The sequence below is a fragment of the Bacillus sp. JK62 genome, assembly GCF_053663455.1.
Genome location: NZ_JBSJQA010000002.1, coordinates 497,070 through 516,629, shown reverse-complemented (window position 1 = coordinate 516,629; position 19,560 = coordinate 497,070). Strand labels below are relative to the sequence as shown.

General features: G+C 47.1%; 23 protein-coding genes. All 23 read right to left on the bottom strand.

Annotation, left to right across the window (positions count from 1 at the left end):
• Positions 1-27 precede the first annotated feature (27 nt).
• The 23 genes from spoIVB to efp all read right to left on the bottom strand — a co-directional run bounded on the left by spoIVB (position 28) and on the right by efp (position 19,558).
• Positions 28-1,308 (bottom strand): SpoIVB peptidase, encoded by a 1,281-nt coding sequence (gene spoIVB / locus ACWJJ4_RS07875; RefSeq protein ID WP_007408360.1) that lies wholly within the window; start codon positions 1,306-1,308, stop codon positions 28-30.
• A gap of 163 nt (positions 1,309-1,471) precedes the next feature.
• Complete coding sequence (recN, locus tag ACWJJ4_RS07870) at positions 1,472-3,202, bottom strand: DNA repair protein RecN (protein WP_454021552.1); 1,731 nt, start codon at positions 3,200-3,202, stop codon at positions 1,472-1,474.
• Between the two features lie 31 nt (positions 3,203-3,233).
• Entirely contained in the window at positions 3,234-3,683 is a 450-nt protein-coding gene (ahrC, locus tag ACWJJ4_RS07865; RefSeq protein WP_003153173.1) for a transcriptional regulator AhrC/ArgR, read from the bottom strand.
• A gap of 94 nt (positions 3,684-3,777) precedes the next feature.
• Complete coding sequence (locus tag ACWJJ4_RS07860; protein ID WP_454021551.1) at positions 3,778-4,623, bottom strand: TlyA family RNA methyltransferase; 846 nt, start codon at positions 4,621-4,623, stop codon at positions 3,778-3,780.
• Positions 4,620-6,521, bottom strand: coding sequence for a 1-deoxy-D-xylulose-5-phosphate synthase (gene dxs / locus ACWJJ4_RS07855; RefSeq protein ID WP_353575131.1), 1,902 nt, complete (start codon positions 6,519-6,521; stop codon positions 4,620-4,622). The genes ACWJJ4_RS07860 and dxs overlap by 4 nt, the downstream gene beginning before the upstream one ends.
• 143 nt (positions 6,522-6,664) lie before the next feature.
• Complete coding sequence (locus tag ACWJJ4_RS07850; RefSeq protein ID WP_102421901.1) at positions 6,665-7,555, bottom strand: polyprenyl synthetase family protein; 891 nt, start codon at positions 7,553-7,555, stop codon at positions 6,665-6,667.
• Positions 7,545-7,799 carry an exodeoxyribonuclease VII small subunit gene (locus ACWJJ4_RS07845; RefSeq protein WP_007408352.1) on the bottom strand — a complete coding sequence of 85 codons (255 nt, stop codon included), beginning with the start codon at positions 7,797-7,799 and terminating at the stop codon, positions 7,545-7,547. The genes ACWJJ4_RS07850 and ACWJJ4_RS07845 overlap by 11 nt, the downstream gene beginning before the upstream one ends.
• Positions 7,796-9,142: an exodeoxyribonuclease VII large subunit gene (gene xseA / locus ACWJJ4_RS07840; protein ID WP_003153166.1), complete on the bottom strand. Its 1,347-nt coding sequence runs from the start codon at positions 9,140-9,142 to the stop codon at positions 7,796-7,798. Before xseA ends, ACWJJ4_RS07845 begins: the two co-directional genes overlap by 4 nt.
• A 123-nt stretch (positions 9,143-9,265) precedes the next feature.
• Complete coding sequence (gene folD, locus ACWJJ4_RS07835; protein WP_007408350.1) at positions 9,266-10,117, bottom strand: bifunctional methylenetetrahydrofolate dehydrogenase/methenyltetrahydrofolate cyclohydrolase FolD; 852 nt, start codon at positions 10,115-10,117, stop codon at positions 9,266-9,268.
• 11 nt (positions 10,118-10,128) lie between these two features.
• On the bottom strand, positions 10,129-10,521 hold the full coding sequence (gene nusB, locus ACWJJ4_RS07830; protein ID WP_061890719.1) for a transcription antitermination factor NusB: 393 nt from the start codon (positions 10,519-10,521) through the stop codon (positions 10,129-10,131).
• Positions 10,522-10,785: 264 nt separating this feature from the next.
• Positions 10,786-11,193: an Asp23/Gls24 family envelope stress response protein gene (locus tag ACWJJ4_RS07825; protein WP_003153156.1), complete on the bottom strand. Its 408-nt coding sequence runs from the start codon at positions 11,191-11,193 to the stop codon at positions 10,786-10,788.
• Positions 11,194-11,214: 21 nt separating this feature from the next.
• Complete coding sequence (gene accC, locus ACWJJ4_RS07820) at positions 11,215-12,567, bottom strand: acetyl-CoA carboxylase biotin carboxylase subunit (RefSeq protein ID WP_007408348.1); 1,353 nt, start codon at positions 12,565-12,567, stop codon at positions 11,215-11,217.
• A gap of 14 nt (positions 12,568-12,581) precedes the next feature.
• Positions 12,582-13,061 carry an acetyl-CoA carboxylase biotin carboxyl carrier protein gene (gene accB / locus ACWJJ4_RS07815; protein WP_070082099.1) on the bottom strand — a complete coding sequence of 160 codons (480 nt, stop codon included), beginning with the start codon at positions 13,059-13,061 and terminating at the stop codon, positions 12,582-12,584.
• Between the two features lie 153 nt (positions 13,062-13,214).
• On the bottom strand, positions 13,215-13,865 hold the full coding sequence (locus ACWJJ4_RS07810) for a SpoIIIAH-like family protein (RefSeq protein ID WP_003153150.1): 651 nt from the start codon (positions 13,863-13,865) through the stop codon (positions 13,215-13,217).
• Between the two features lie 3 nt (positions 13,866-13,868).
• The gene (gene spoIIIAG, locus ACWJJ4_RS07805) at positions 13,869-14,561 is read right to left on the bottom strand and encodes a stage III sporulation protein AG (RefSeq protein WP_003153148.1); all 693 of its coding nucleotides are present in this window, start codon (positions 14,559-14,561) and stop codon (positions 13,869-13,871) included.
• Positions 14,554-15,174 carry a stage III sporulation protein AF gene (spoIIIAF, locus tag ACWJJ4_RS07800; RefSeq protein ID WP_172614819.1) on the bottom strand — a complete coding sequence of 207 codons (621 nt, stop codon included), beginning with the start codon at positions 15,172-15,174 and terminating at the stop codon, positions 14,554-14,556. The genes spoIIIAG and spoIIIAF overlap by 8 nt, the downstream gene beginning before the upstream one ends.
• Positions 15,175-15,190: 16 nt before the next feature.
• Entirely contained in the window at positions 15,191-16,399 is a 1,209-nt protein-coding gene (spoIIIAE, locus tag ACWJJ4_RS07795; protein ID WP_416405688.1) for a stage III sporulation protein AE, read from the bottom strand.
• A 32-nt stretch (positions 16,400-16,431) separates the two neighbouring features.
• Positions 16,432-16,821 carry a stage III sporulation protein AD gene (spoIIIAD, locus tag ACWJJ4_RS07790; RefSeq protein ID WP_071392571.1) on the bottom strand — a complete coding sequence of 130 codons (390 nt, stop codon included), beginning with the start codon at positions 16,819-16,821 and terminating at the stop codon, positions 16,432-16,434.
• A gap of 12 nt (positions 16,822-16,833) precedes the next feature.
• The gene (gene spoIIIAC, locus ACWJJ4_RS07785) at positions 16,834-17,040 is read right to left on the bottom strand and encodes a stage III sporulation protein AC (RefSeq protein ID WP_003153142.1); all 207 of its coding nucleotides are present in this window, start codon (positions 17,038-17,040) and stop codon (positions 16,834-16,836) included.
• 22 nt (positions 17,041-17,062) lie between these two features.
• Positions 17,063-17,578 (bottom strand): stage III sporulation protein SpoIIIAB, encoded by a 516-nt coding sequence (gene spoIIIAB / locus ACWJJ4_RS07780; protein WP_160249258.1) that lies wholly within the window; start codon positions 17,576-17,578, stop codon positions 17,063-17,065.
• Positions 17,572-18,495: a stage III sporulation protein AA gene (gene spoIIIAA / locus ACWJJ4_RS07775; protein ID WP_058906180.1), complete on the bottom strand. Its 924-nt coding sequence runs from the start codon at positions 18,493-18,495 to the stop codon at positions 17,572-17,574. The genes spoIIIAB and spoIIIAA overlap by 7 nt, the downstream gene beginning before the upstream one ends.
• Before the next feature lie 76 nt (positions 18,496-18,571).
• Entirely contained in the window at positions 18,572-18,853 is a 282-nt protein-coding gene (locus ACWJJ4_RS07770) for a YqhV family protein (protein ID WP_003153124.1), read from the bottom strand.
• 147 nt (positions 18,854-19,000) lie between these two features.
• Positions 19,001-19,558 carry an elongation factor P gene (gene efp, locus ACWJJ4_RS07765; RefSeq protein WP_003153123.1) on the bottom strand — a complete coding sequence of 186 codons (558 nt, stop codon included), beginning with the start codon at positions 19,556-19,558 and terminating at the stop codon, positions 19,001-19,003.
• Positions 19,559-19,560 lie beyond the last annotated feature (2 nt).

Genomic DNA, 19,560 nt, shown 5'->3' with positions numbered 1-19,560 from the left:
TAAAAAAACTGCCGGATCATCCGGCAGTCAGCTTGCTTTGTCTTTCCCGTAAACATCAACACCCGCTTCAGACAGCATCCATTCGATATGAACGCCGTAGCCGCTTGTCGGATCATTGACAAATACGTGGGTTACGGCTCCGACGACCTTTCCGTTCTGGATGATCGGGCTTCCGCTCATCCCCTGAACGATTCCGCCGGTTCTTTTCAGCAGTTTCGGATCTGTCACTTTCAACACCATTCCCTTTGTCGCCGGGAATTTTTGCGGCGTGGTGCTGACGATTTCAATATCAAATTTCTCTACTTTATCGTTTTCGATAACCGTCAGCATTTGCGCAGGTCCTTTTTTTACTTCATTTGACAAAGCAATCGGAAGCGCTTTGTCGGAAATGTTGTTTTTAATCGGCTGATGCAGTGTCCCAAAAATGCCGAACGGGCTGTTGCGGTTAATATCGCCGATCGTTTTCCGTTCTGACGAAAACCTTGCCAGTTTTTCGCCGGGATTGCCGCCTTTTCCTTTTTCAATCGATGTTACAGTAGAACGGACGATTTCTCCGTCTTCTACAACAATCGGTTTTTTTGTATCCATATCAGAGATGACGTGGCCCAATGCGCCGTATTTTTTTGTTTTCGGTTCAAAAAATGTCATGGTGCCGATGCCGGCTGCCGAATCGCGGATATAAAGGCCGATTCGATATTTCCCCTCAGCTTCGTCCTTTGTCGGAATCAGCTTTGTTTTGATTTTTTGCTTATCGCGTTTCACCAATAAATCCAAAGATTCACCGGTTTTGCCCGCTTTTTGAATAAACGGGGCGATGTCGCTCATTTTTTCAATTTTATGTCCGTTCATTTTAATAATGATGTCGCCAGATTCAATACCCGCTTGTTCTCCCGGAGACTTTTTCCCATCCTTTGTCATCACCTGGTGAAAACCGACGACCAAAACACCGACTGAATGCAGTTTTACACCGATGGACTGTCCGCCCGGAATGACCTTCAATTCAGGAAGGACACGCACTTTCGTTTTTTTAATGGGAAACCCGGCAAGATCATATACTACTTCTGACCGGCCTTGTGTTTGCCCTGTTATGTTTGCATGACCGTGCTCTTCTTTCAGCGTAAAGGCTTCTGATAATTCGCCCTTTTCAGCGCTTATTGATGCATTGACCGGAACGGCCTGTGTCTGGTTTTCAAAGACGCTCATTTCTGACGGTATCAGTAAATATTCTTTAAACGGCTTAAAAAAGCCTACACTTAGTAAAGAAACAAGGAGAATTACACCTATTGCTTTCCTCATGTTATCGTGCATTCATTCCTTCACTCTCCTCGCTCCTATCCCACACCACTTTCTTTTTCTGCTACATCTATACTTTTGCCTTCCTGCGCTTGATTTATAACCGGCATACGAAGAAAAACATTGGATACACTGTTAGAGAAATGGAACAAAAAAATAAGCTGCCTGTATCAGCAGCTTATCCTGTCGTTTTTACCTGTCCGGCCTGTTTTAAAAGCTCTTGTGCATGCCGTTTTGTCAGATCGGTCACTTCAACACCCGCAATCATGCGGCCGATTTCCGCTACCTTATCCTGCTTGGAAAGCGGCGTGACATGCGTTGTCGTCCGTCCGTCTTTGAATTCTTTTGCGATCAGAAGGTGCGTATCCGCCATGGCGGCAACCTGCGGCAGGTGTGTAATGCAGAGCACCTGTGAACCGGTCGATACTTTATGGATTTTTTCCGCGATGGCTTGGGCAACCCGCCCGCTTACACCGGTGTCCACTTCGTCAAAGATGATGGAGGTGACATCCTGCTGGGAAGAAAAAATACTCTTCATCGCCAGCATCACCCTTGAAAGCTCGCCTCCGGAAGCGACCTTTGACAGCGGTTTTAAAGGCTCACCGGTGTTTGTTGAAATTAAAAACTTCACAAGGTCAATCCCCTTTTGGGTAAGCTGCACGGGCTGCCCGTTGACAACCGGTGCTTCACTGGCTGACGGATCGGTTTTCACGAGAAATTCCGTATCAAACGTTGATTTGCCCATATACAGACTTTGTAATTCCTGATGAATCGCTTCCGCCAGTTTCTTGGCCCATGCTTTTCTGATTTTTGATAAATTGGCGGCTTCTACGGCTACATCTTTGCCGACCGACTCCAATTCCTTCTTCAGCGCTTCAAGGTGGCTGTCGCGGTTCTCGATTTGATCGATTTCCTCTTCTATTTTAGAGCCGTATTCCAAAATGTCTTCTACCGTCGCTCCGTATTTGCGCTTCAGCTGTTTGATCTCATTTAAACGGGTTTCAATAAAATTCAGCCGTTCCGGGTCATATTCCAGATCATCTAACAGATTGCGCATCTGAAAGGTTGCATCCTCCAACAGATAATAGGAACTTGACACACTTTCAGACAGCTTTTGCAGCGGTTCATTGATATCCGAAATATCTTCAAGCTGAGCAGAGGCCATTCCGACCCAGTCAAGCCCCCCCTGCTCGCTGCGGAGCGCATTATAGGCGTTTTGCAATGATTCATAAATTTTTTCAAAGTTGGATATCTGCTTCCGCTCTTCCTGAAGAAGTTCGTCTTCATTCAATTCAAGCTTCGCCGACTCGATTTCTTCAAGCTGAAATTGAATCAGGTCTAACCGATGCGCCATTTCCTGCTCGCTTTCTGACAGCTTCTTCACTTTTTTGAGCAGCTTCATATAACGCTCATAGCCTTCATGGTAAGCCTGAAGCGCGGATTCGGCCTCAACGCCCGCAAATTTATCCAAAAGCTCCAAGTGTTTGTCGTCCTCCATTAACAGCTGGTTATCATGCTGTCCGTGAATATCTAATAAAAGTCTGCCGATTTCCCTTAAAGCCGCAATCGTCACTAATTTTCCGTTGACACGGCAGACGCTTTTTCCTCCGGCATTGATGTCCCTTCTCATGACAATCATGTCGTCAGATGCGTCTATTCCCTGCTCACGGCATACTTCAAAAACGGGATGACCGCTGTCCAATAGAAACAGTCCTTCAAGCTCGGCCTTTGTTTCACCGTAACGGACAAATTCAGACGAGCCGCGGCCGCCGACTAATAGGGAAACGGCGTCTATAATAATTGACTTGCCGGCCCCTGTTTCTCCCGTCAGGACGGTGAGCCCCCGTTCAAACGAAATCGTCAGTTCCTCTATAATGGCAAAGTTTTTTATTGATAGTTCAGCTAACAAACAGCATTCCACCTTTTATCTGATAATTACGCTACAGCAGCTCCAAAAGACGGCTTTGTACGCCTTCCGTATCTTCAGGCGTCCTGCAGATGATTAAGATCGTGTCATCTCCGCAGATCGTGCCCATGATTTCTTCCCATTCGAGATTATCCATCAGAGCGCCGATTGCCTGAGCATTCCCCGGCATCGTTTTTAATACGATCATATGGCTTGCTGAGTCAATTTTTACGAACGCATCCATTAATGAACGCTTCAGTTTTGACAGCGGATTGAACCGCTGATCCGCCGGCAGGCTGTATTTGTAGGAGCCGTTGTTCGTCGGCACCTTTACGAGATGCAGCTCTTTAATGTCTCTGGAGACAGTCGCCTGGGTTACCTTATATCCTTCTTCTCTCAGCATGTCAACTAAGTCATCCTGCGTTTCAATCTCATGGCTTGTAATAAGCTCTCTGATTTTTATATGCCTTTGGCCTTTTGTCATGTAAGCACCTCTGTTTTCAAGCTGTTTGTCATTATGTTAACCGCTTCTTGATAAAAAGTACATGATGGCAGAAAAAAGGAATAATAGCCCCCTATTATTCCGGTACATCTGTCTTTTTGGCTTTTAATGTCTCATGTGCTTCGCGGACGGTACGGAGAATGTCTTCTTCCGGCAGTTCAGCGCCGTTTCCGTTTTCTCCGCCCCATTCCAAATGAAGCAGAAACTCAATATTGCCGTCTCCCCCCGTAATCGGTGAGAAGGACAGTCCTTTCACTGTATATCCTTCAGAAGCGGCAAATTGATTCATGCGGCGGAGAACGTCAGCATGAACGCCGGGATCTCTGACAATGCCTTTTTTTCCGACGGATTCCCGTCCGGCTTCAAATTGCGGCTTCACCAGTGCGATACAATCGCTCCCCGGTACAAGCAGCGTTTTTAAAACCGGCAGAATGAGGCGGAGTGAGATGAAAGAAACATCGATTGTCGCAAATTCCGGCAAACCCTCTGTGAAATCGGAAGGCTCGGAATAGCGGAAATTCGTCCGTTCCATGACGACGACCCTCTCGTCCTGTCTGAGCTTCCAAGCAAGCTGATTATAGCCGACATCCACTGCGTAGGACCGCTCGGCTCCGTTTTGGAGGGCGCAATCCGTGAATCCCCCTGTAGACGAGCCGATGTCAATCATCGTTTTGCCTTTTACCGAGACAGGAAACACTTCCAAGGCTTTTTCAAGCTTTAATCCGCCTCTGCTGACATATTTAAGAGGGTTTCCTTTTACCGTTAACGGAAGATCCCGGGCGATTTTTTCACCCGGTTTGTCCAATCGGTTTTCATTTGAGTATACGATGCCCGCCATAATGGCGCGTTTCGCTTTTTCCCGCGTTTCCGCAAGGCCTTTTTCTACAAGAAGTACATCTAATCGTTCTTTTTTTGCTGTCATGATCCAATTCCTTTATGTGTCTTCGGCGGCATCAGCAGTTTTATCCGGTTCATAACCTCAGCCTTCGTGAGACCGATTTCTTCAAGCAGGGCGGTTACGCTGCCGTGTTCAATAAACCGGTCTGGGATGCCCATTCTGTCAATCGGTGTATGATACATGCCGAGGTCATGAGCGTATTCAAGAATCGTGCTGCCGAATCCGCCTTCAAGCACGGCTTCTTCTATCGTTAAAATCGGCAGACCTTCATTAAGAATGGCCTTCATCATTTGTTTATCAATCGGTTTTATGAACCTCGCATTCACGACACGCACGGACAGGCCTTCTTTTTGCAGTTCTTCAGCCGCTTCCAGCGCCATTTCAATGGTCGTACCGAATGTTAAAATGACCGCGTCTTTTCCGGGACGGAGCACTTCCCATGTTCCGATCGAAATGGTTTTCAGCTCTTTATCCATCTTTACGCCGAGCCCGTTTCCGCGCGGGAAGCGCATCGCGATCGGACCTTCCTCATAATTAAGGGCTGTATTGACCATATGGCGGCCTTCATTTTCATCCTTCGGCATCATTAAAACGAGGTTCGGTATATGCCGCAAAAAGGCGATGTCAAAGACGCCTTGATGCGTCTCCCCGTCAGCGCCGACCAAACCGGCGCGGTCAATGCCGATAAATACATTCGCGTTTTGACGGCAGATGTCATGGACGACCTGATCGTACGCCCGCTGCAAAAAGGTCGAATAGATCGCAAGAAACGGCTTCATCCCCTGAAGCGCCATTCCCGCGGCCATTGTCGCCGCATGCTGTTCTGCGATTCCGACGTCAAACATGCGCTCAGGAAATTCTTTCGCAAATCCTTCAAGCTTAGAGCCGACCGGCATAGCCGGTGTAATCGCGACAATTCTGTCATCCTCGCGCGCCAGCTCCTGCACGGTGCCGCTGACAAGTCCGCTCCATGAAGGCGCCGCGGCTTTCGGCTTGACGAAATCACCCGTATTGATTTTATAAGGCCCCGTTCCGTGCCATGTGCCGATTGTGTCGGTCTCAGCCGGTTTATAGCCTTTGCCCTTTTTCGTAATGACATGCAAAAGGACAGGACCTTTCGTTTTTTTGGCGTATTGCAGGTTTTCAAACAGTTCGTGGTAGGAATGACCGTCAACCGGGCCTAAATACGTAAAGCCCAGCTCTTCAAAAAACATACCTGACACAAGCATATATTTTAAGCTGTCTTTTATCCGTTCCGCTGTGGCGGCCAATTTTCCGCCGACGGCCGGGATGCGCTTAAATAAATATTCAAGCTCGTCTTTTACCCATTGATATTTGCCGGCCGTGCGAAGCCGTCCCAGCATAGAATGAATCGCCCCGACATTCGGCGCAATGCTCATCTCATTATCATTCAGAATGACGATCATATCTTTTTTCTCATCACCGATATGGTTCAGCGCTTCAAGCGCCATTCCTCCGGTTAAAGCGCCGTCTCCGATAATCGGGATGATATATTCTTTCGATCCTTTAATATCACGGGCGGCAGCCATTCCCATCGCGCCTGAGAGCGATGTTGAGCTGTGGCCTGTTTCCCATACGTCATGTTCGCTTTCGCTGCGTTTCGGGAAACCGCAAAGCCCTTTATATTGGCGCAAGGTTTCAAACTCCTTGCCGCGCCCGGTTAACAGTTTATGAACATAGGACTGATGTCCGACATCCCATAAAAATTTATCTTTCGGACTGTCAAATTCTTTGTGAAGCGCAATTGTCAGCTCGACAACCCCGAGGTTCGGCCCGATATGGCCGCCAGAGGCAGACAGCGATGTGATGAGGAAATTGCGGATCTCCTCACTCAGCTCTTCCAGCTGTTCAATTGACATCTTTTTAAGAAATGACGGGTCCTGTATTGATAAAAGATCCAAAGCGGATCAACTCACTTTCAGCATGAATTTCTGCAAATTAAACAGTGTCTTTTTGAAAAAAGAAAAAGACTCCCTTTGTATTTTCATCGAAACTGCTTACATTTTACCATAGGAGCGGCAGCCCCTTCAAATCAGGACCGTTTTTAATGATCTCTCGCCGCGATTAAATCACAGAGGTCATGCAACAGTTCTTTCTGAAGAGAAAGGCCGCTGATGATCCGTTTCGCCTCGCTGATATGATACGCCAGCTTCTCTTTCGCGCCTTCAAGCGTTAAAAGCGACGGATACGTTGACTTTTCATTCGACGTGTCTGAGCCGACCGGTTTGCCGATCTTCTCCTCATGCCCTTCAATATCAAGTATGTCATCTCTGATTTGAAATCCGATGCCGATATGGCTGCTGAACAGACGCAGCTTTTCGACTTCATCCTCCGGCGCATCTGCCAAAATGGCGCCCGCCGTCACAGAAAAACCGAGGAGCTTGGCCGTTTTCCGCTCGTGGATGGATTCCAGCTCCTCAAGCGTTATCCGCTTTTGTTCCGCTTCCATGTCGGCAGCCTGCCCGCCGACCATTCCTTCCGTTCCTGCCGCGCTGATCAGCTCATCGACGAGACGGAGCCGTTTTTCTGCTGAAACCGCCTCAGACACGTGAGATGTGATCAATTTAAAGCTTTCTGTCAGAAGCCCGTCTCCGGCCAATACGGCTGCCGCTTCTCCGAAGACTTTATGGTTTGTGGGCTTTCCCCGGCGCAGATCATCATCGTCCATGCAAGGAAGATCATCATGGATTAAGGAATACGTATGAATCATTTCGACAGCGCATCCGACCGGAATCCCGTCTTTTTCATCTTTTCCGTAAGCATTCAGAACGGCTAAGACGACGAGGGGGCGCAGCCTCTTTCCGCCTGCTTCCAAAGAATACAGCATAGATTTTTTGAGGATTTCAGGCATCGCAAGCCGTTCCGTATACAAAAAAAGCTGCTGTTCAATCAGTTGTTTGCGCGATGCTAAAAATGCGTCCAGTTTATTTGTCACCTTCGTCTTCCTCCTGAACGCTGAAAGGTGCAAGTTCGCCGTTATCTTTTAAAATAAAGTCCATTTGCTTTTCGACATGCTGAAGCTTTTCATGGCACATTTTTGAAAGGGCCATCCCTTCCTGAAAATAATTAATCGCCTGCTCAAGCGGCACGTCTCCTTCTTCAAGCTTTGCCACAATACCTTCAAGGCCTTTCATCGCCTCTTCAAATGTCAGCTCTTCACTTTTTTTGGTTTCTGTCATTTTCGTTCGCCTCTCTTTTGCAATACTTCACACGTCAGAACGCCGTCTGTCATCTTTACTTCAAGCGTATCATTTTGTTCGACTTGATCAACGCTTTTGATCAGCTCTTTGTCTTTATAGGCCAGACTGTATCCTCTCTCCATCACCTGAAGGGGACTTAATGCATTCAGTTTACCAAGAACCGTCTGAAACTGCGAATGAAGCTGCTTCAGCTGGACATTCATGCTTCGGGCGAGCTGATTTGAGCGCTCCTCGTACCGTTTTTTCGCCTGTTTCAGCTGGGTTTCAGGGTGGAGCGCCGTTAATCTGTACGTATTCCGCTCCAGCTGCCTTTGTTTCCTGTCCGTAAGCCCTGTGAGCTGTGATTGGAACTGCTGATACAAAAGATCAAACTGCTGTTCTTTTTGGGTATACAATCGTTTCGGAAAACGGAACGCGTAGGATGACTGGAGCGATTGAACCCGTTCTTTTTTCTTGCTGATATGCTGCTGCATCGCTCTTGTCAGGCGGACTTCCGCCGTTTTTGTCCGTTCCATTAAGTCCGTCGTGTGGGGGACGGCGATTTCTGCCGCTCCTGTCGGCGTTGCCGCCCGGATATCCGCGACGAAATCACTGATTGTAAAATCTGTTTCATGTCCGACGGCTGATATAATCGGAATGGCGGAAGCAAAAATCGCCCGGGCCACGATTTCTTCGTTAAATGCCCACAATTCTTCGATCGAGCCCCCTCCCCTTCCGACGATCAGGACGTCACACATTTTTTGTGCATTGGCTTCTTCAATGCGCTTCACAATCGATCTGCTGGCATTTTCACCTTGAACGAGCGCGGGAAGCACAATGACTTTCACAAGGGGGTATCTTCTTTTAAGTGTGGTAATGACGTCTCTGACGGCTGCTCCCGTCGGTGACGTGACGACCCCGATCGTAGCCGGAAAAGCGGGGATGGCCTGCTTATGCCGGTCATCAAACAACCCTTCGCCGGCAAGTTTTTTCTTTAATTCTTCATATGCTAAGTAGAGCGCCCCCACACCGTCCGGCTGCATTTCTTTCGCGTACAGCTGATAGCTTCCGCTCGGTTCATAGACGGAGATCCCGCCTCTTACGATGACCTTCATTCCGTCCTCGGGCTTAAACGCAAGCCTCGAACTTTGTCTTTGAAACATGACAGCCTGCATGCGGGCATGCTCATCTTTTAATGTAAAATAGATGTGGCCTCTCGTATGAATTTTAACATTGGAGAGTTCCCCCTTAATCCAAATGTCTTCAAGATGAGGGTCCACATCGAATTTTCGTTTAATGTATTTGGTCAGCGCGGAAACCGTGACATATGCCGCTTCACTCACATCCTGCACTCCTTTCATAAAGGCTTTTTGCCCTAAACTAAGAAAACCCGCTCTGGCTGAAAGGAGCCTTAAGAAGCGGGTATCGTGCTCATTGTCACACTTTTTGTGACTGTCTCCGGTTATCTATGATAACGTACGTCTGGCAGATTTAACAGTATTATGCGCAAGCATTGTGATGGTCATCGGACCTACTCCGCCCGGCACCGGTGTAATGAAAGATGCTTTTTCTTTCGCTTCATCAAACTGAACGTCTCCGCAGAGTTTTCCGCTTTCGAGACGGTTGACGCCGACATCAATGACAATGGCGCCCTCTTTGATTTGATCGGCTTTGATGAAATTCGCTTTACCGACCGCTACCACAAGAATATCTGCTTTTTTCGTATGCTCAGACATATTTTTCGTGCGGGAATGGCAATATGTGACGGTCGCGTTTTCGTTCAGCAGCAGCTGGCCGACCGGTTTACCGACAATATTGCTTCGTCCGACTACAACAACTTCTTTGCCGGAAAGATCTACGTTCGTCTTTTTCAATAACTCGACAATTCCGTGCGGCGTGCATGGAAGAAATGTATCTTCGCCAAGCAGCATTTTCCCGACGTTGAGAGGGTGGAAACCGTCAACATCCTTATCGGGAGAGATCCGCTCGATTACGGCTTTTTCTGAAATATGATCCGGGAGCGGCAGCTGGACGAGAATGCCGTGGAATTCCGGATTTTGATTATACTGATCAATCACTGTTAAAAGCTCCGCCTCGGTTAAGCTTGAGTCAAAGCGGTCAAGCTTAAATTTCATTCCCATTGTTTCAGCGGCTTTTTTCTTGCCTGTCACATATGAAACAGAAGCGGGATCGTCTCCGATTAAAATGACCGCCAAGCCAGGCACTACGCCTTGTGCTTTCAGCTCTTCTACTTCTTTTGCCAATTGTTCGCGTTTTTCTTTAGCCGTCTCTTTTCCGTCGATGATTGTTGCAGTCATTTTCTTTCCTCCTATGATTCGATATCAGTTTTAATGTTAGAAAGAACCCCGTTTACGAATTTTGCAGCTTTATCGTCGCCGAACCGTTTTGCCAGCTCGATTGCTTCGTTTAATGACACGTTAGCAGGAATGTCGTCAGTATAAACCATTTCATACACCGCCAGACGCAGGATCGCGCGGTCTACGTTTGCAATCCGGTCAAGCTTCCAATTGACGAGATGGCCGGAAATCATTTCATCAAGCTGAACCTGATGTTCGATCACTCCGTACACCAGCTGTTCAAAGAAGGCATCTGTTTTTTCACCATCAAGCGCGTGCTCAATGGCATCGTTCGGTGCAATATCGCTGACATCAATCTGAAAAAGTGCCTGCAAAGCTTTTTCTCTAGCTGTTCTTCTTTTCATTTTCTTTCTCCTTCAGATCCGCTTTATCCGCTTGTCGTTAAGCTTAAAGAGATCATAACATATTTTTTTCTCAATCGCATGTCGAAATTTAGGTTTTTTCACCCTAATGCCGAATATTTTCACAAACCGTATTAATTTCATTCGGATTTCACAGCATGAAGAAACTCGGCTGCCGTTTGTAAGCCGGCTTTCTTCATGCCTGAAATGACGGGAAACGTATAAAAAACCAAAGGGCTGCCCATCCCCTTGGTTTTTATACGCTCATTACATTTCTTCGTCGATTTCGACTTCTTGGGCTTTCGTGTCAAATTGAATGCCGACGATATGAATATTGATTTCATTAATGGTCAGAGACGTCATGTTTAATAAGGTTTGGCGGATATTCTCCTGAACGCTTGCCGCCACTTTCGGGATCGAGATCCCGAATTGAACGACGCAATAGACGTCGATGGTAATCCCGTCATCGGCTAAATCGACCTTTACGCCTTTACCGTGATTGATTTTGCCGAAGCGCTCTACGACGCCGGTGGCGAAATTGCCGCGCATTTCAGCAACTCCTTCAACTTCGGAAGCGGCGATGCCGGCAATGACTTCAATGACCTCAGGAGCAATTTCAACCTTGCCTAAATGAGCCTCGTCATGATCCATTTTAAGCACACTGTTGTCTTCCATTCAATTCACCTCCCGCAAAAATTATGAGCCCATTACATCATATGTTTCTAAAAACTTTGTATTAAACTCTCCGCTGACAAATGTTTCGTGTTCAAGCAGTTTCAGATGGAACGGAATCGTCGTTTCAATACCTTCAATCACGAATTCGCTCAGCGCGCGTTTCATCCGTGCGACTGCCTCATCACGCGTTGTTCCGTATGTGATGACTTTAGCAATCATACTGTCATAGTACGGCGGGATCGAATAGCCGGGATATGCGGCTGAATCCACGCGTACGCCGAGTCCGCCCGGCGGCAGGTACATGTTAATTTTACCGGGTGAAGGCATGAAGTTTTTCGCAGGATTTTCAGCGTTGATGCGGCATTCAATCGCCCAGCCGTTAAATTCAACGTCTTCCTGTCTGAGCGAAAGCTCCTGTCCGGATGCCACTTTGATCTGTTCTTTGATCAGATCCGTTCCCGTCACCATTTCTGTGACAGGGTGCTCTACTTGAATACGCGTGTTCATTTCCATGAAGTAGTAGCGCTGTTCTCTGTAGTCATAAATGAATTCTACTGTGCCGGCTCCCGTGTAACCGACGGCCTTCGCTGCTTTTACCGCAGCTTCGCCCATCTGCTCCCTGATTTCAGAATCAAGCGCAGGTGACGGTGACTCTTCAAGAAGTTTTTGCAGACGTCTTTGGATAGAACAGTCACGCTCTCCGAGATGGATCGTGTTTCCGTAATTATCCGCAAGCACCTGAATTTCAACATGGCGGAAATCTTCTATGTACTTCTCGATGTACACACCCGGATTTCCGAATGCCGTAGCGGCTTCCTGCTGGGTAATCTCAATGCCTTTGATCAGTTCTTCTTCTGTGCGTGCGACCCGGATGCCTTTTCCGCCTCCGCCCGCAGTGGCTTTTATAATGACAGGATACCCAATTTCACCTGCAAGCGAAACCGCTTCTTCCGTATTTTTTATGATTCCTTTTGAACCGGGCACAATCGGCACGCCCGCCAGCTGCATCGTGTCGCGCGCGATATCTTTTGTTCCCATTTTTGAAATGGCGTCAGCCGTAGGGCCGACAAACGTTACGTTTAATTCCTCGCACAGCTCGGCAAAGTCGGCGTTTTCAGCTAAAAACCCGTATCCCGGATGAATCGCATCCGTGCCGGTCAGCTTTGCGACGCTGACGATGTTCGTTACATTTAAATAGCTTTCTTTTGATGTTTTCGGCCCGATACAAAAAGCCTCATCGGCCATTTGGACATGCAGGGCGTCTTTATCTGCCTCAGAATAAACGGCTACAGTTTCAATGCCCAGCTCTTTGCAGGCCCGGATGATTCTGACGGCGATTTCTCCTCGGTTGGCGATCAATAGCTTTTTAATCATAATAGCAGGTCTCCTTACTCAGCTTTTACAAGAAATAGAGGTTGTCCGTATTCGACCAGCTGGCCGTTTTCAACTAACACTTCAACGATTTCTCCTTTTACTTCGGCTTCAATCTCGTTAAAGAGTTTCATTGCTTCTACGATACAAACAACTGTATTTTCGCTCACTTTTGAACCTTGGTTTACGTAAGGGCCGGCTTCCGGCGATGAAGAAGCATAAAACGTTCCGACCATCGGAGACGTAATTTTGTGCAGGTTTTCGTCTTGTTTCGGCGCTTCCTGAACAGGAGCGGCTTCACGCGCTTCCGGTTTTGCAGCCTGCGGAGCAGGTGCGTAAGCGGCGGGAACGGCTTGGGCTTGTCCCGTTACATTCACTGCCGGCGCTTCATTTTTTTTCAGTTTGAGGCTTACGCCTTCGATTTCGTAAACGAATTCGTCGATGGAAGATTCATCGATTCTTTTTATCAGTTCATGAATTTCGTTGATTTTTAACATCAGTTTCCACTCCTATGTATAAAAAATAGAAATTTATGGGTTGCTACTAAAAGTACATACTATGTTTATCTTACAGGAGCGCTTGTGTAAATTCAACACTGATCTAAAATGACATCAGAAAAGCCCGCAGCAGGTGCGGGCGGTGGGGATCTCTTATTTTGTCGGTTCAAACGTGACGGCGACGTCTTTCATCGTCTTGATTTCTTTTTCCACCAGGTCAATGATAGCGGAAGCTTTTGCGTTTGAATGTTTGTCAGACATGACCGTAATATTGATTTTGTCTCCTTCAGCATCCACGAGCGCATCTTTATAGCCTTGTGTTTTAATCAGCGTTTCCAGCTGTTTTTCCGTCCCTTCAGCATTGCTCAGCGCCGTCATTTTATCGTAGGCTTCGCTTTTTTCCTTTGCGGTCGCATCATCGCTTGAAACAATGCTGTTTAACTGTTCCCTTTCTTTGCTTCTCGCGTCTTCAAGCTCCATGCGGTATGCGGTAAATAAGTTTTCATCAGCTGTTTCTGTAGCGACCGATCCGTCTTTGTCCGATGCTTCAGCTGATGTTTCTTTATCTTCTTTTGTGCCTTTAGAATCTTTCGTTCCTTTTGTTCCGTCTTCTTTATCCGTGCCGCTTCCGTTCTTATCTTTCGTTTCAGGAGCCGGCGTTTTTTCAGTTGCCACTTCTCCGCTGCTTTTTTCGCTTTTCATCTGCACGGCATTTTTGCTTTCCGGCGACATAATATAATAAACACTTAATACCACGACGAGACTGAGCATTGTTAAAAGCCAAACCGTTTGTTTTTTCAGCATGATTTATGAATCCTCCTTGATTTTTTTAGGGGCAACCGCTACACGGTAGCTCGGAACATCAAGCACCCTTGTGACGGCATCAATGATGGTTTTTTTTATTTGAACGTTGTCCACTCCCTGAGCGACAACGAGTACACCGCGGATATCGGGTTTTTTCGTCTGGACGACGACCGGGGTTTCCTGATCCCCGTTTCGAATCATGACAATTTGTTCCTCTGAGGTTTGATCGGTTACGCTTCTTTTGCCGCCTTCTTTATCGGTTTCTTCGGTGGTGGTGTCTTTTTTCGTTTTATTTTTCTCAAACACTTTCAAAGATGTTGCGTCTACGTTCACGACAATTGATACATCCTCCACGCCGATAATCGTTTCAAGGATTTCTTTCAGCTGGTTTTCATAGTCTCTTTCATAATCATCGATCGTGTTTTTGGCGCTGCTGTCTTTCGATGCCTTAAAAACGGGTGCGCTTTTTTGCCCGCTTTTGTCTTCCGTTCGGCCGGACATGACGGTCTGCGCCGCTTGGTCCTTCCCGGTTTTCTCCGGTGAAGAGAACAGCTGGCTCACCAGCATAAAAGATACCCCGAGCACAAACACGAACAGAAAATAATGATATTTTGTCAGTTTTGGTTTTTCTCCGTCTTTCGCCTGTCCGATCATCAGCTGTTTTTTGAGTATGGTCCATAGTCCGTTTTTATTCATGGCCGTTTTTCTCCCCGCCTTCCATATAAACCGTAATTTTCTCACTGCCGATTTCCCATATATCCGCAAGTTTTTCTTTGATGTCTGCGGCCTCTTTTTTTTCGGCTGCGCCTTCCGGTTCGTATTTGCGGTCTGTGCGGATGTCGATCGGTGCGACGGTTTGCACGGTTTTTTCAGAAGATGGGGCCATATACACGCTGATCGTTCTTACATCTTCTTCTGAACGAACCTGTTCTTCCGCTGTAAGGCGGATGTCGTCTATTTTGTATTCGTCATGACTGAACATCTCCTCCGCTTTCTTTTTTAGTTGGACAGCCATTTCTTCTAAAACATATGCGCGGTTTGATGCTTGTATTTCTTTTTTTTCTGATTTGATTTGATTTTTTATATCAGCGGATTGAGATTGCTCTTGTTTTGTCAAATAATCGAAGATGATTTCCGGGTCTGTTTTGAAAAGTTTGAAGATCGGGTTGAGCATGACAATGATTAACAGCAGGCTGACAACCATCTTGGCGTATTTTTGCATACTGGAGCTGGGCAGCAGCATGTCGATGACGATGGCGAATAAGATAAATAAAATAATGCTTGTCAGCCATTCTGTTAAAAAGCTCATATCCAATGGGCCTCCTTTATTTCATCATCATGGTGAGGTTGCCTGCTGTAATAATGACTGTAATACTTAGGAAAAACATGAGAGAGACGATGGCGAGCGCCGCGAAAATATACAGCACGCTTCTGCTGATGACGCCGAGGCACGTAATGACGGGCCCGCCTCCGAGCGGCTGCAGAATAGCGGCCGCGAGCTTATAAATAAAAGCGAGCGAGAGCACTTTAATCGCCGGAAACGCGGAGATGCAGATCAAAATTCCGACTCCTAGGATTCCCACGGTGTTTTTTAATAGGAGCGAGGCGCTGATGACCGTATCCGTCGCATCCGTAAACATCCGGCCGAGCACGGGAATAAAATTGCCTGTGATAAATTTTGCAGTCCTGAGCGTAATCCCGTCCGTCACGGCAGCCGAAGCCCCCTGTACGGAGATGACGCCGAGAAACACGGTGAGGAATACAGCAAGCGCGCCGATCGCGATATTTCTGAGCAGATTGGCAAGCTGCGTGACTTTATATTGATCCGTCATCGTGCTGACGATGCTTAAAATCGCTGACAGGAAGATAAGCGGCATGACAATGTTTTGAATGAGAAGGCCGCTCGTATTCATCAGAAATAATATAACGGGGTGAAAAAAAGCTGCGGAGACGGCTCCCCCGGAAGACGCCAAAAGCGCGAGTAAAAGCGGGATGAGCGCGAGAATGAAACTTGTCATCGTCTGGATCGCTTCACTGGCATAATTGACGGCAACATGAAAGCTGTTTAAAGCGAGAATAATCAGCACCATGTAGACGATTGCATAAGCCACTTTGCTGACGGTGCTCTGCTGGAACGCATTTTGCAAAAGCTGCAGAATGACACAAAAAATGGTGAGAAGAATCAAAGTTCCCAGGAGCTTTCCGTTTGCGAGCACTTCATGAAACAAGTATGAAAATAAAGCCTTCAGCCATGCCTCCGGCGAGAACGTTTTTTCTCCGTTAATAAAGTCGATGATGCTTCCCTTTTGGCTTTCAGGCAGAAGACCGCCGTATTCTGTCATGATGTCGTCCCAAAACTTTCCGATGCCTTCTGTTTTCAGCGCTTCGGCCTGCTTTTTGGCCACTTCATCAGCGGATTCTTGGTGAACTGCGGTTTCCTGCGACGCACCGTCTGTTCCGGCAGCTTGTACACATTCAGTCTGAAAAAATAAGAGGATGAACAAAAAAGCCCCCACCCACCGAAAGCGCTTCATTTTTTGTGCCCCCCTTTCCATTTTATTTATGATCAAGAAGGAATAAGTCCGAGAATCGTTTCAATAATGACGGTGAGTATCGGCACGGCCATTACCAGTATCAAAATTTTTCCGGCCAGCTCTATTTTCGAAGCAATCGCTCCCTGGCCCGCATCCTTTGTCAGCTGCGCACCGAATTCAGCGATGTAGGCGATGCCGATAATTTTTAAAATGGTTTCCACATAGACCATATTGACATTTGCATTGACGGCTATTTTTTCTATCATTCTGATAATGTCGTAAATCTGATCGATGAGATAGAGAAAGATCACGCAGCCGCTGAAGACGACAATCATAAACGCGAAAGTCGGTTTCTGTTCTTTTACGATCAGGGAGAGAAATGTGGCGATCAGGCCTAAACCTACAATTTGAACAATCTCAATCTGTAAGCCCCCCTATCCTTGGAATAGAAACACAGCTTTGATCTTTTTGAACAGGTCATCGACAATCGTCGCCACCATAAATAAAATATAGATAAAGCCAAGCAGCGTCACCCATTGGGCGTATTCTTTTTTTCCCATTTGGTCAAGTATGGTGTGCAGAAACGCAACCACGATACCGACTCCGGCGATTTGAAAAATGACATTTACGTCGACTCCCATTTTATGTTTGCTCCCCTCATGTTTACATCAATAGAAGAATGAGTAACAGTCCGGCTAAAAATCCTAAGCTTTTCACCATTTTTTCATTTTTCGCCTGCGCCCGTCCGGCATCCGCTTCCGCCGCTTCCAAATGTGTAAGCGCAAGCTTGATATGTTTCTGCTGAGAAACACGGTCATGGAGCCCGAGCGTCTCTCCGAATTGCTTCAGCACATCGTATTCGCTTTTTTTCATCGCCATGGAAGACCAGTTATGTTTCAAGCTCTGTTCCCAAGCCGTTTTGGCGGAATCGCTTCCCTGCTCAAGCCTTCTGCTGAAAGCTAGAAACAATAACGATAAAGGTTTGGAAAGCTGTGCGGCAATTTGTCCCGAAGCTATGTGCAGCGGCGTATGCCCGAACATGATTTCCGCTTCAAGCGATTGCAGCGCCGCGCGCAGCTGGCGGATCTGCCTCGGCCTTTCAATATACATTTTGGCGATCTCAAATCCCGTCCATGTCGTCGCCGTCAGAATGAACACGGCACCCAAAAGCTTCAGCATGTCATCACGCTTTCAGCATGCGGAACCGGTTCTCCGTCCTTTCCGTACATCCTGCTGATCGTTCCCGGACCGCGGCGTCTTGACAGTTCAACATACCGGTCAAACACGTTTTCCTCCCAAAGCATTTTCAGCGACGGCCTCTTGACCAAGTCTTTCATATTCCATCCGTGCGCAGAGACGATAACGGATACGCCCGCATGGAGCGCCTCCATCAGCGCTTGTGAGTCTTCCATTCTCCCAATTTCATCCACAATTATGACATCAGGGCTCATAGAGCGGATCATCATCATCAGCCCTTCCGCCTTCGGACAGGCATCAAGGACATCGACTCTGCGGCCGAAACTGTGCTGGGGAATGCCCCGCAGGCAGCCGGCAATTTCCGACCGTTCATCTACGATACCTGTCTTTTTTGCCGGGATGCGTTTTGATCCGGTGCTGGAAAGCCGGGCCAAATCACGAAGCAAGGTCGTTTTCCCCGTTTGCGGAGGACCGATGATCAGCGTGTTCAGCCAGTTTTCTTTCCATAAGAAAGGAATGAGCGGTTCTGCGATCCCCAGCTTCTCCCGGGCGATTCGGATATTAAAAGAAGTAATATCCCGGAGTCCTTTGACGGCTCCGTTTTCGACGATGACTCTTCCGGCCAGCCCCACACGGTGGCCTCCTCTGATTGTGATGTATCCTTTTTTCAGCTCTTCTTCCAGCGTGTACATACTGTAATTGCTGAGCCGGCTGAGGATCAGCTGTGCGTCGCCGGCCGTACACACATATGACAAATACAAAGGTTGTCCTTTTTGGATCAGTTCAACCGGCCTGTCGACCCGGATTCTGATTTCTTCTGTATCCCGCCTCGCTTCTTCGGGCACGGCGGAGATGGCATCTCTCAATAATTCAGGGAGAACCTCTGTAATTTCATTCAATAGAGTCTCCTCCTTTTTACCGATTGGCTTCTTTAAAATGTATGATCCGGGACAGACTTTATGACACCCCGGCCCTCTATTTATGCACACCGGCCAAAATCAGCACCACCCCCGCAAAAATCAATATTAATTTTGCATATGAGAGCTGTCCGGCAATCTGATAAATGCCGATCGTCATTGTGATGATAAAGATCAGAGGGCCGACGATTGCCAAAATACTATTCACCACAACCGCTTTTCTGATGTCGTTTGTCAAAAGCATGATAATAGCGGCCGATAATTCAATGAGCGAGGACAAAACTCGTAAACCGGCCATCGTTAAAACAGTAGAATTGATTGAACCGAACAAAAATTTCATTGCAATCCCCCAACTTCAAGCATTTTGTTACACTATATGCTCTAGCTGACGGAAGTAGTCTCACTATTTTCATATAGAAGAAAGATTCTGAGGCAGAACGCAAAAAAAGCCTGCCCCGTAAAAGGAGCAGACTCCGAATTTCTTTAACTACGCTCTTGACACGTAAGAACCGTCTGATGTATTTACAACCAGCGTATCGCCTTCGTTCACGAAGAACGGTACGTTTACGACAAGGCCTGTTTCCGTTTTGGCAGGTTTCGTGCCGCCTGACGCCGTGTCGCCTTTAATTCCCGGCTCTGTTTCAACAACTTTCAGTTCAACTGTGTTCGGCAGTTCAATACCGAGCGTTTCAGACTGATACATCATGATATGCACAGACATATTTTCCAGAAGGTATTTCAATTCTTCTTCGATTTGGTTTTCGTTCAATTCAAGCTGTTCATATGAGCTTGTATCCATGAACACGTGCTGATCGCCGTTGGCATAAAGATACTGCATCGTTTTTGTTTCGATTTGAGCTTTCGCGACTTTTTCACCTGCACGGAATGTTTTCTCCTGAATAGCGCCCGTGCGCAGGTTACGCAATTTAGAACGGACAAATGCCGCTCCTTTTCCCGGTTTTACGTGCTGAAAGTCAACGACGCGCCAAATGCCGCCGTCTACTTCAATCGTTAGTCCTGTACGAAAATCGTTAACTGAAATCATGT

Coding starts and splice junctions, on each gene's coding strand:
- spoIVB (WP_007408360.1), bottom strand. CDS start 1,308: ATGCACGATAACATGAGGAAAGCAATAGGTGTAATTCTCCTTGTTTCT.
- ahrC (WP_003153173.1), bottom strand. CDS start 3,683: ATGACAAAAGGCCAAAGGCATATAAAAATCAGAGAGCTTATTACAAGC.
- ACWJJ4_RS07860 (WP_454021551.1), bottom strand. CDS start 4,623: ATGACAGCAAAAAAAGAACGATTAGATGTACTTCTTGTAGAAAAAGGC.
- ACWJJ4_RS07845 (WP_007408352.1), bottom strand. CDS start 7,799: ATGACAGAAACCAAAAAAAGTGAAGAGCTGACATTTGAAGAGGCGATG.
- folD (WP_007408350.1), bottom strand. CDS start 10,117: ATGACTGCAACAATCATCGACGGAAAAGAGACGGCTAAAGAAAAACGC.
- nusB (WP_061890719.1), bottom strand. CDS start 10,521: ATGAAAAGAAGAACAGCTAGAGAAAAAGCTTTGCAGGCACTTTTTCAG.
- ACWJJ4_RS07825 (WP_003153156.1), bottom strand. CDS start 11,193: ATGGAAGACAACAGTGTGCTTAAAATGGATCATGACGAGGCTCATTTA.
- accC (WP_007408348.1), bottom strand. CDS start 12,567: ATGATTAAAAAGCTATTGATCGCCAACCGAGGAGAAATCGCCGTCAGA.
- accB (WP_070082099.1), bottom strand. CDS start 13,061: ATGTTAAAAATCAACGAAATTCATGAACTGATAAAAAGAATCGATGAA.
- ACWJJ4_RS07810 (WP_003153150.1), bottom strand. CDS start 13,865: ATGCTGAAAAAACAAACGGTTTGGCTTTTAACAATGCTCAGTCTCGTC.
- spoIIIAG (WP_003153148.1), bottom strand. CDS start 14,561: ATGAATAAAAACGGACTATGGACCATACTCAAAAAACAGCTGATGATC.
- spoIIIAF (WP_172614819.1), bottom strand. CDS start 15,174: ATGAGCTTTTTAACAGAATGGCTGACAAGCATTATTTTATTTATCTTA.
- spoIIIAE (WP_416405688.1), bottom strand. CDS start 16,399: ATGAAGCGCTTTCGGTGGGTGGGGGCTTTTTTGTTCATCCTCTTATTT.
- spoIIIAC (WP_003153142.1), bottom strand. CDS start 17,040: ATGGGAGTCGACGTAAATGTCATTTTTCAAATCGCCGGAGTCGGTATC.
- spoIIIAB (WP_160249258.1), bottom strand. CDS start 17,578: ATGCTGAAGCTTTTGGGTGCCGTGTTCATTCTGACGGCGACGACATGG.
- ACWJJ4_RS07770 (WP_003153124.1), bottom strand. CDS start 18,853: ATGAAATTTTTGTTCGGTTCAATCAATTCTACTGTTTTAACGATGGCC.
- efp (WP_003153123.1), bottom strand. CDS start 19,558: ATGATTTCAGTTAACGATTTTCGTACAGGACTAACGATTGAAGTAGAC.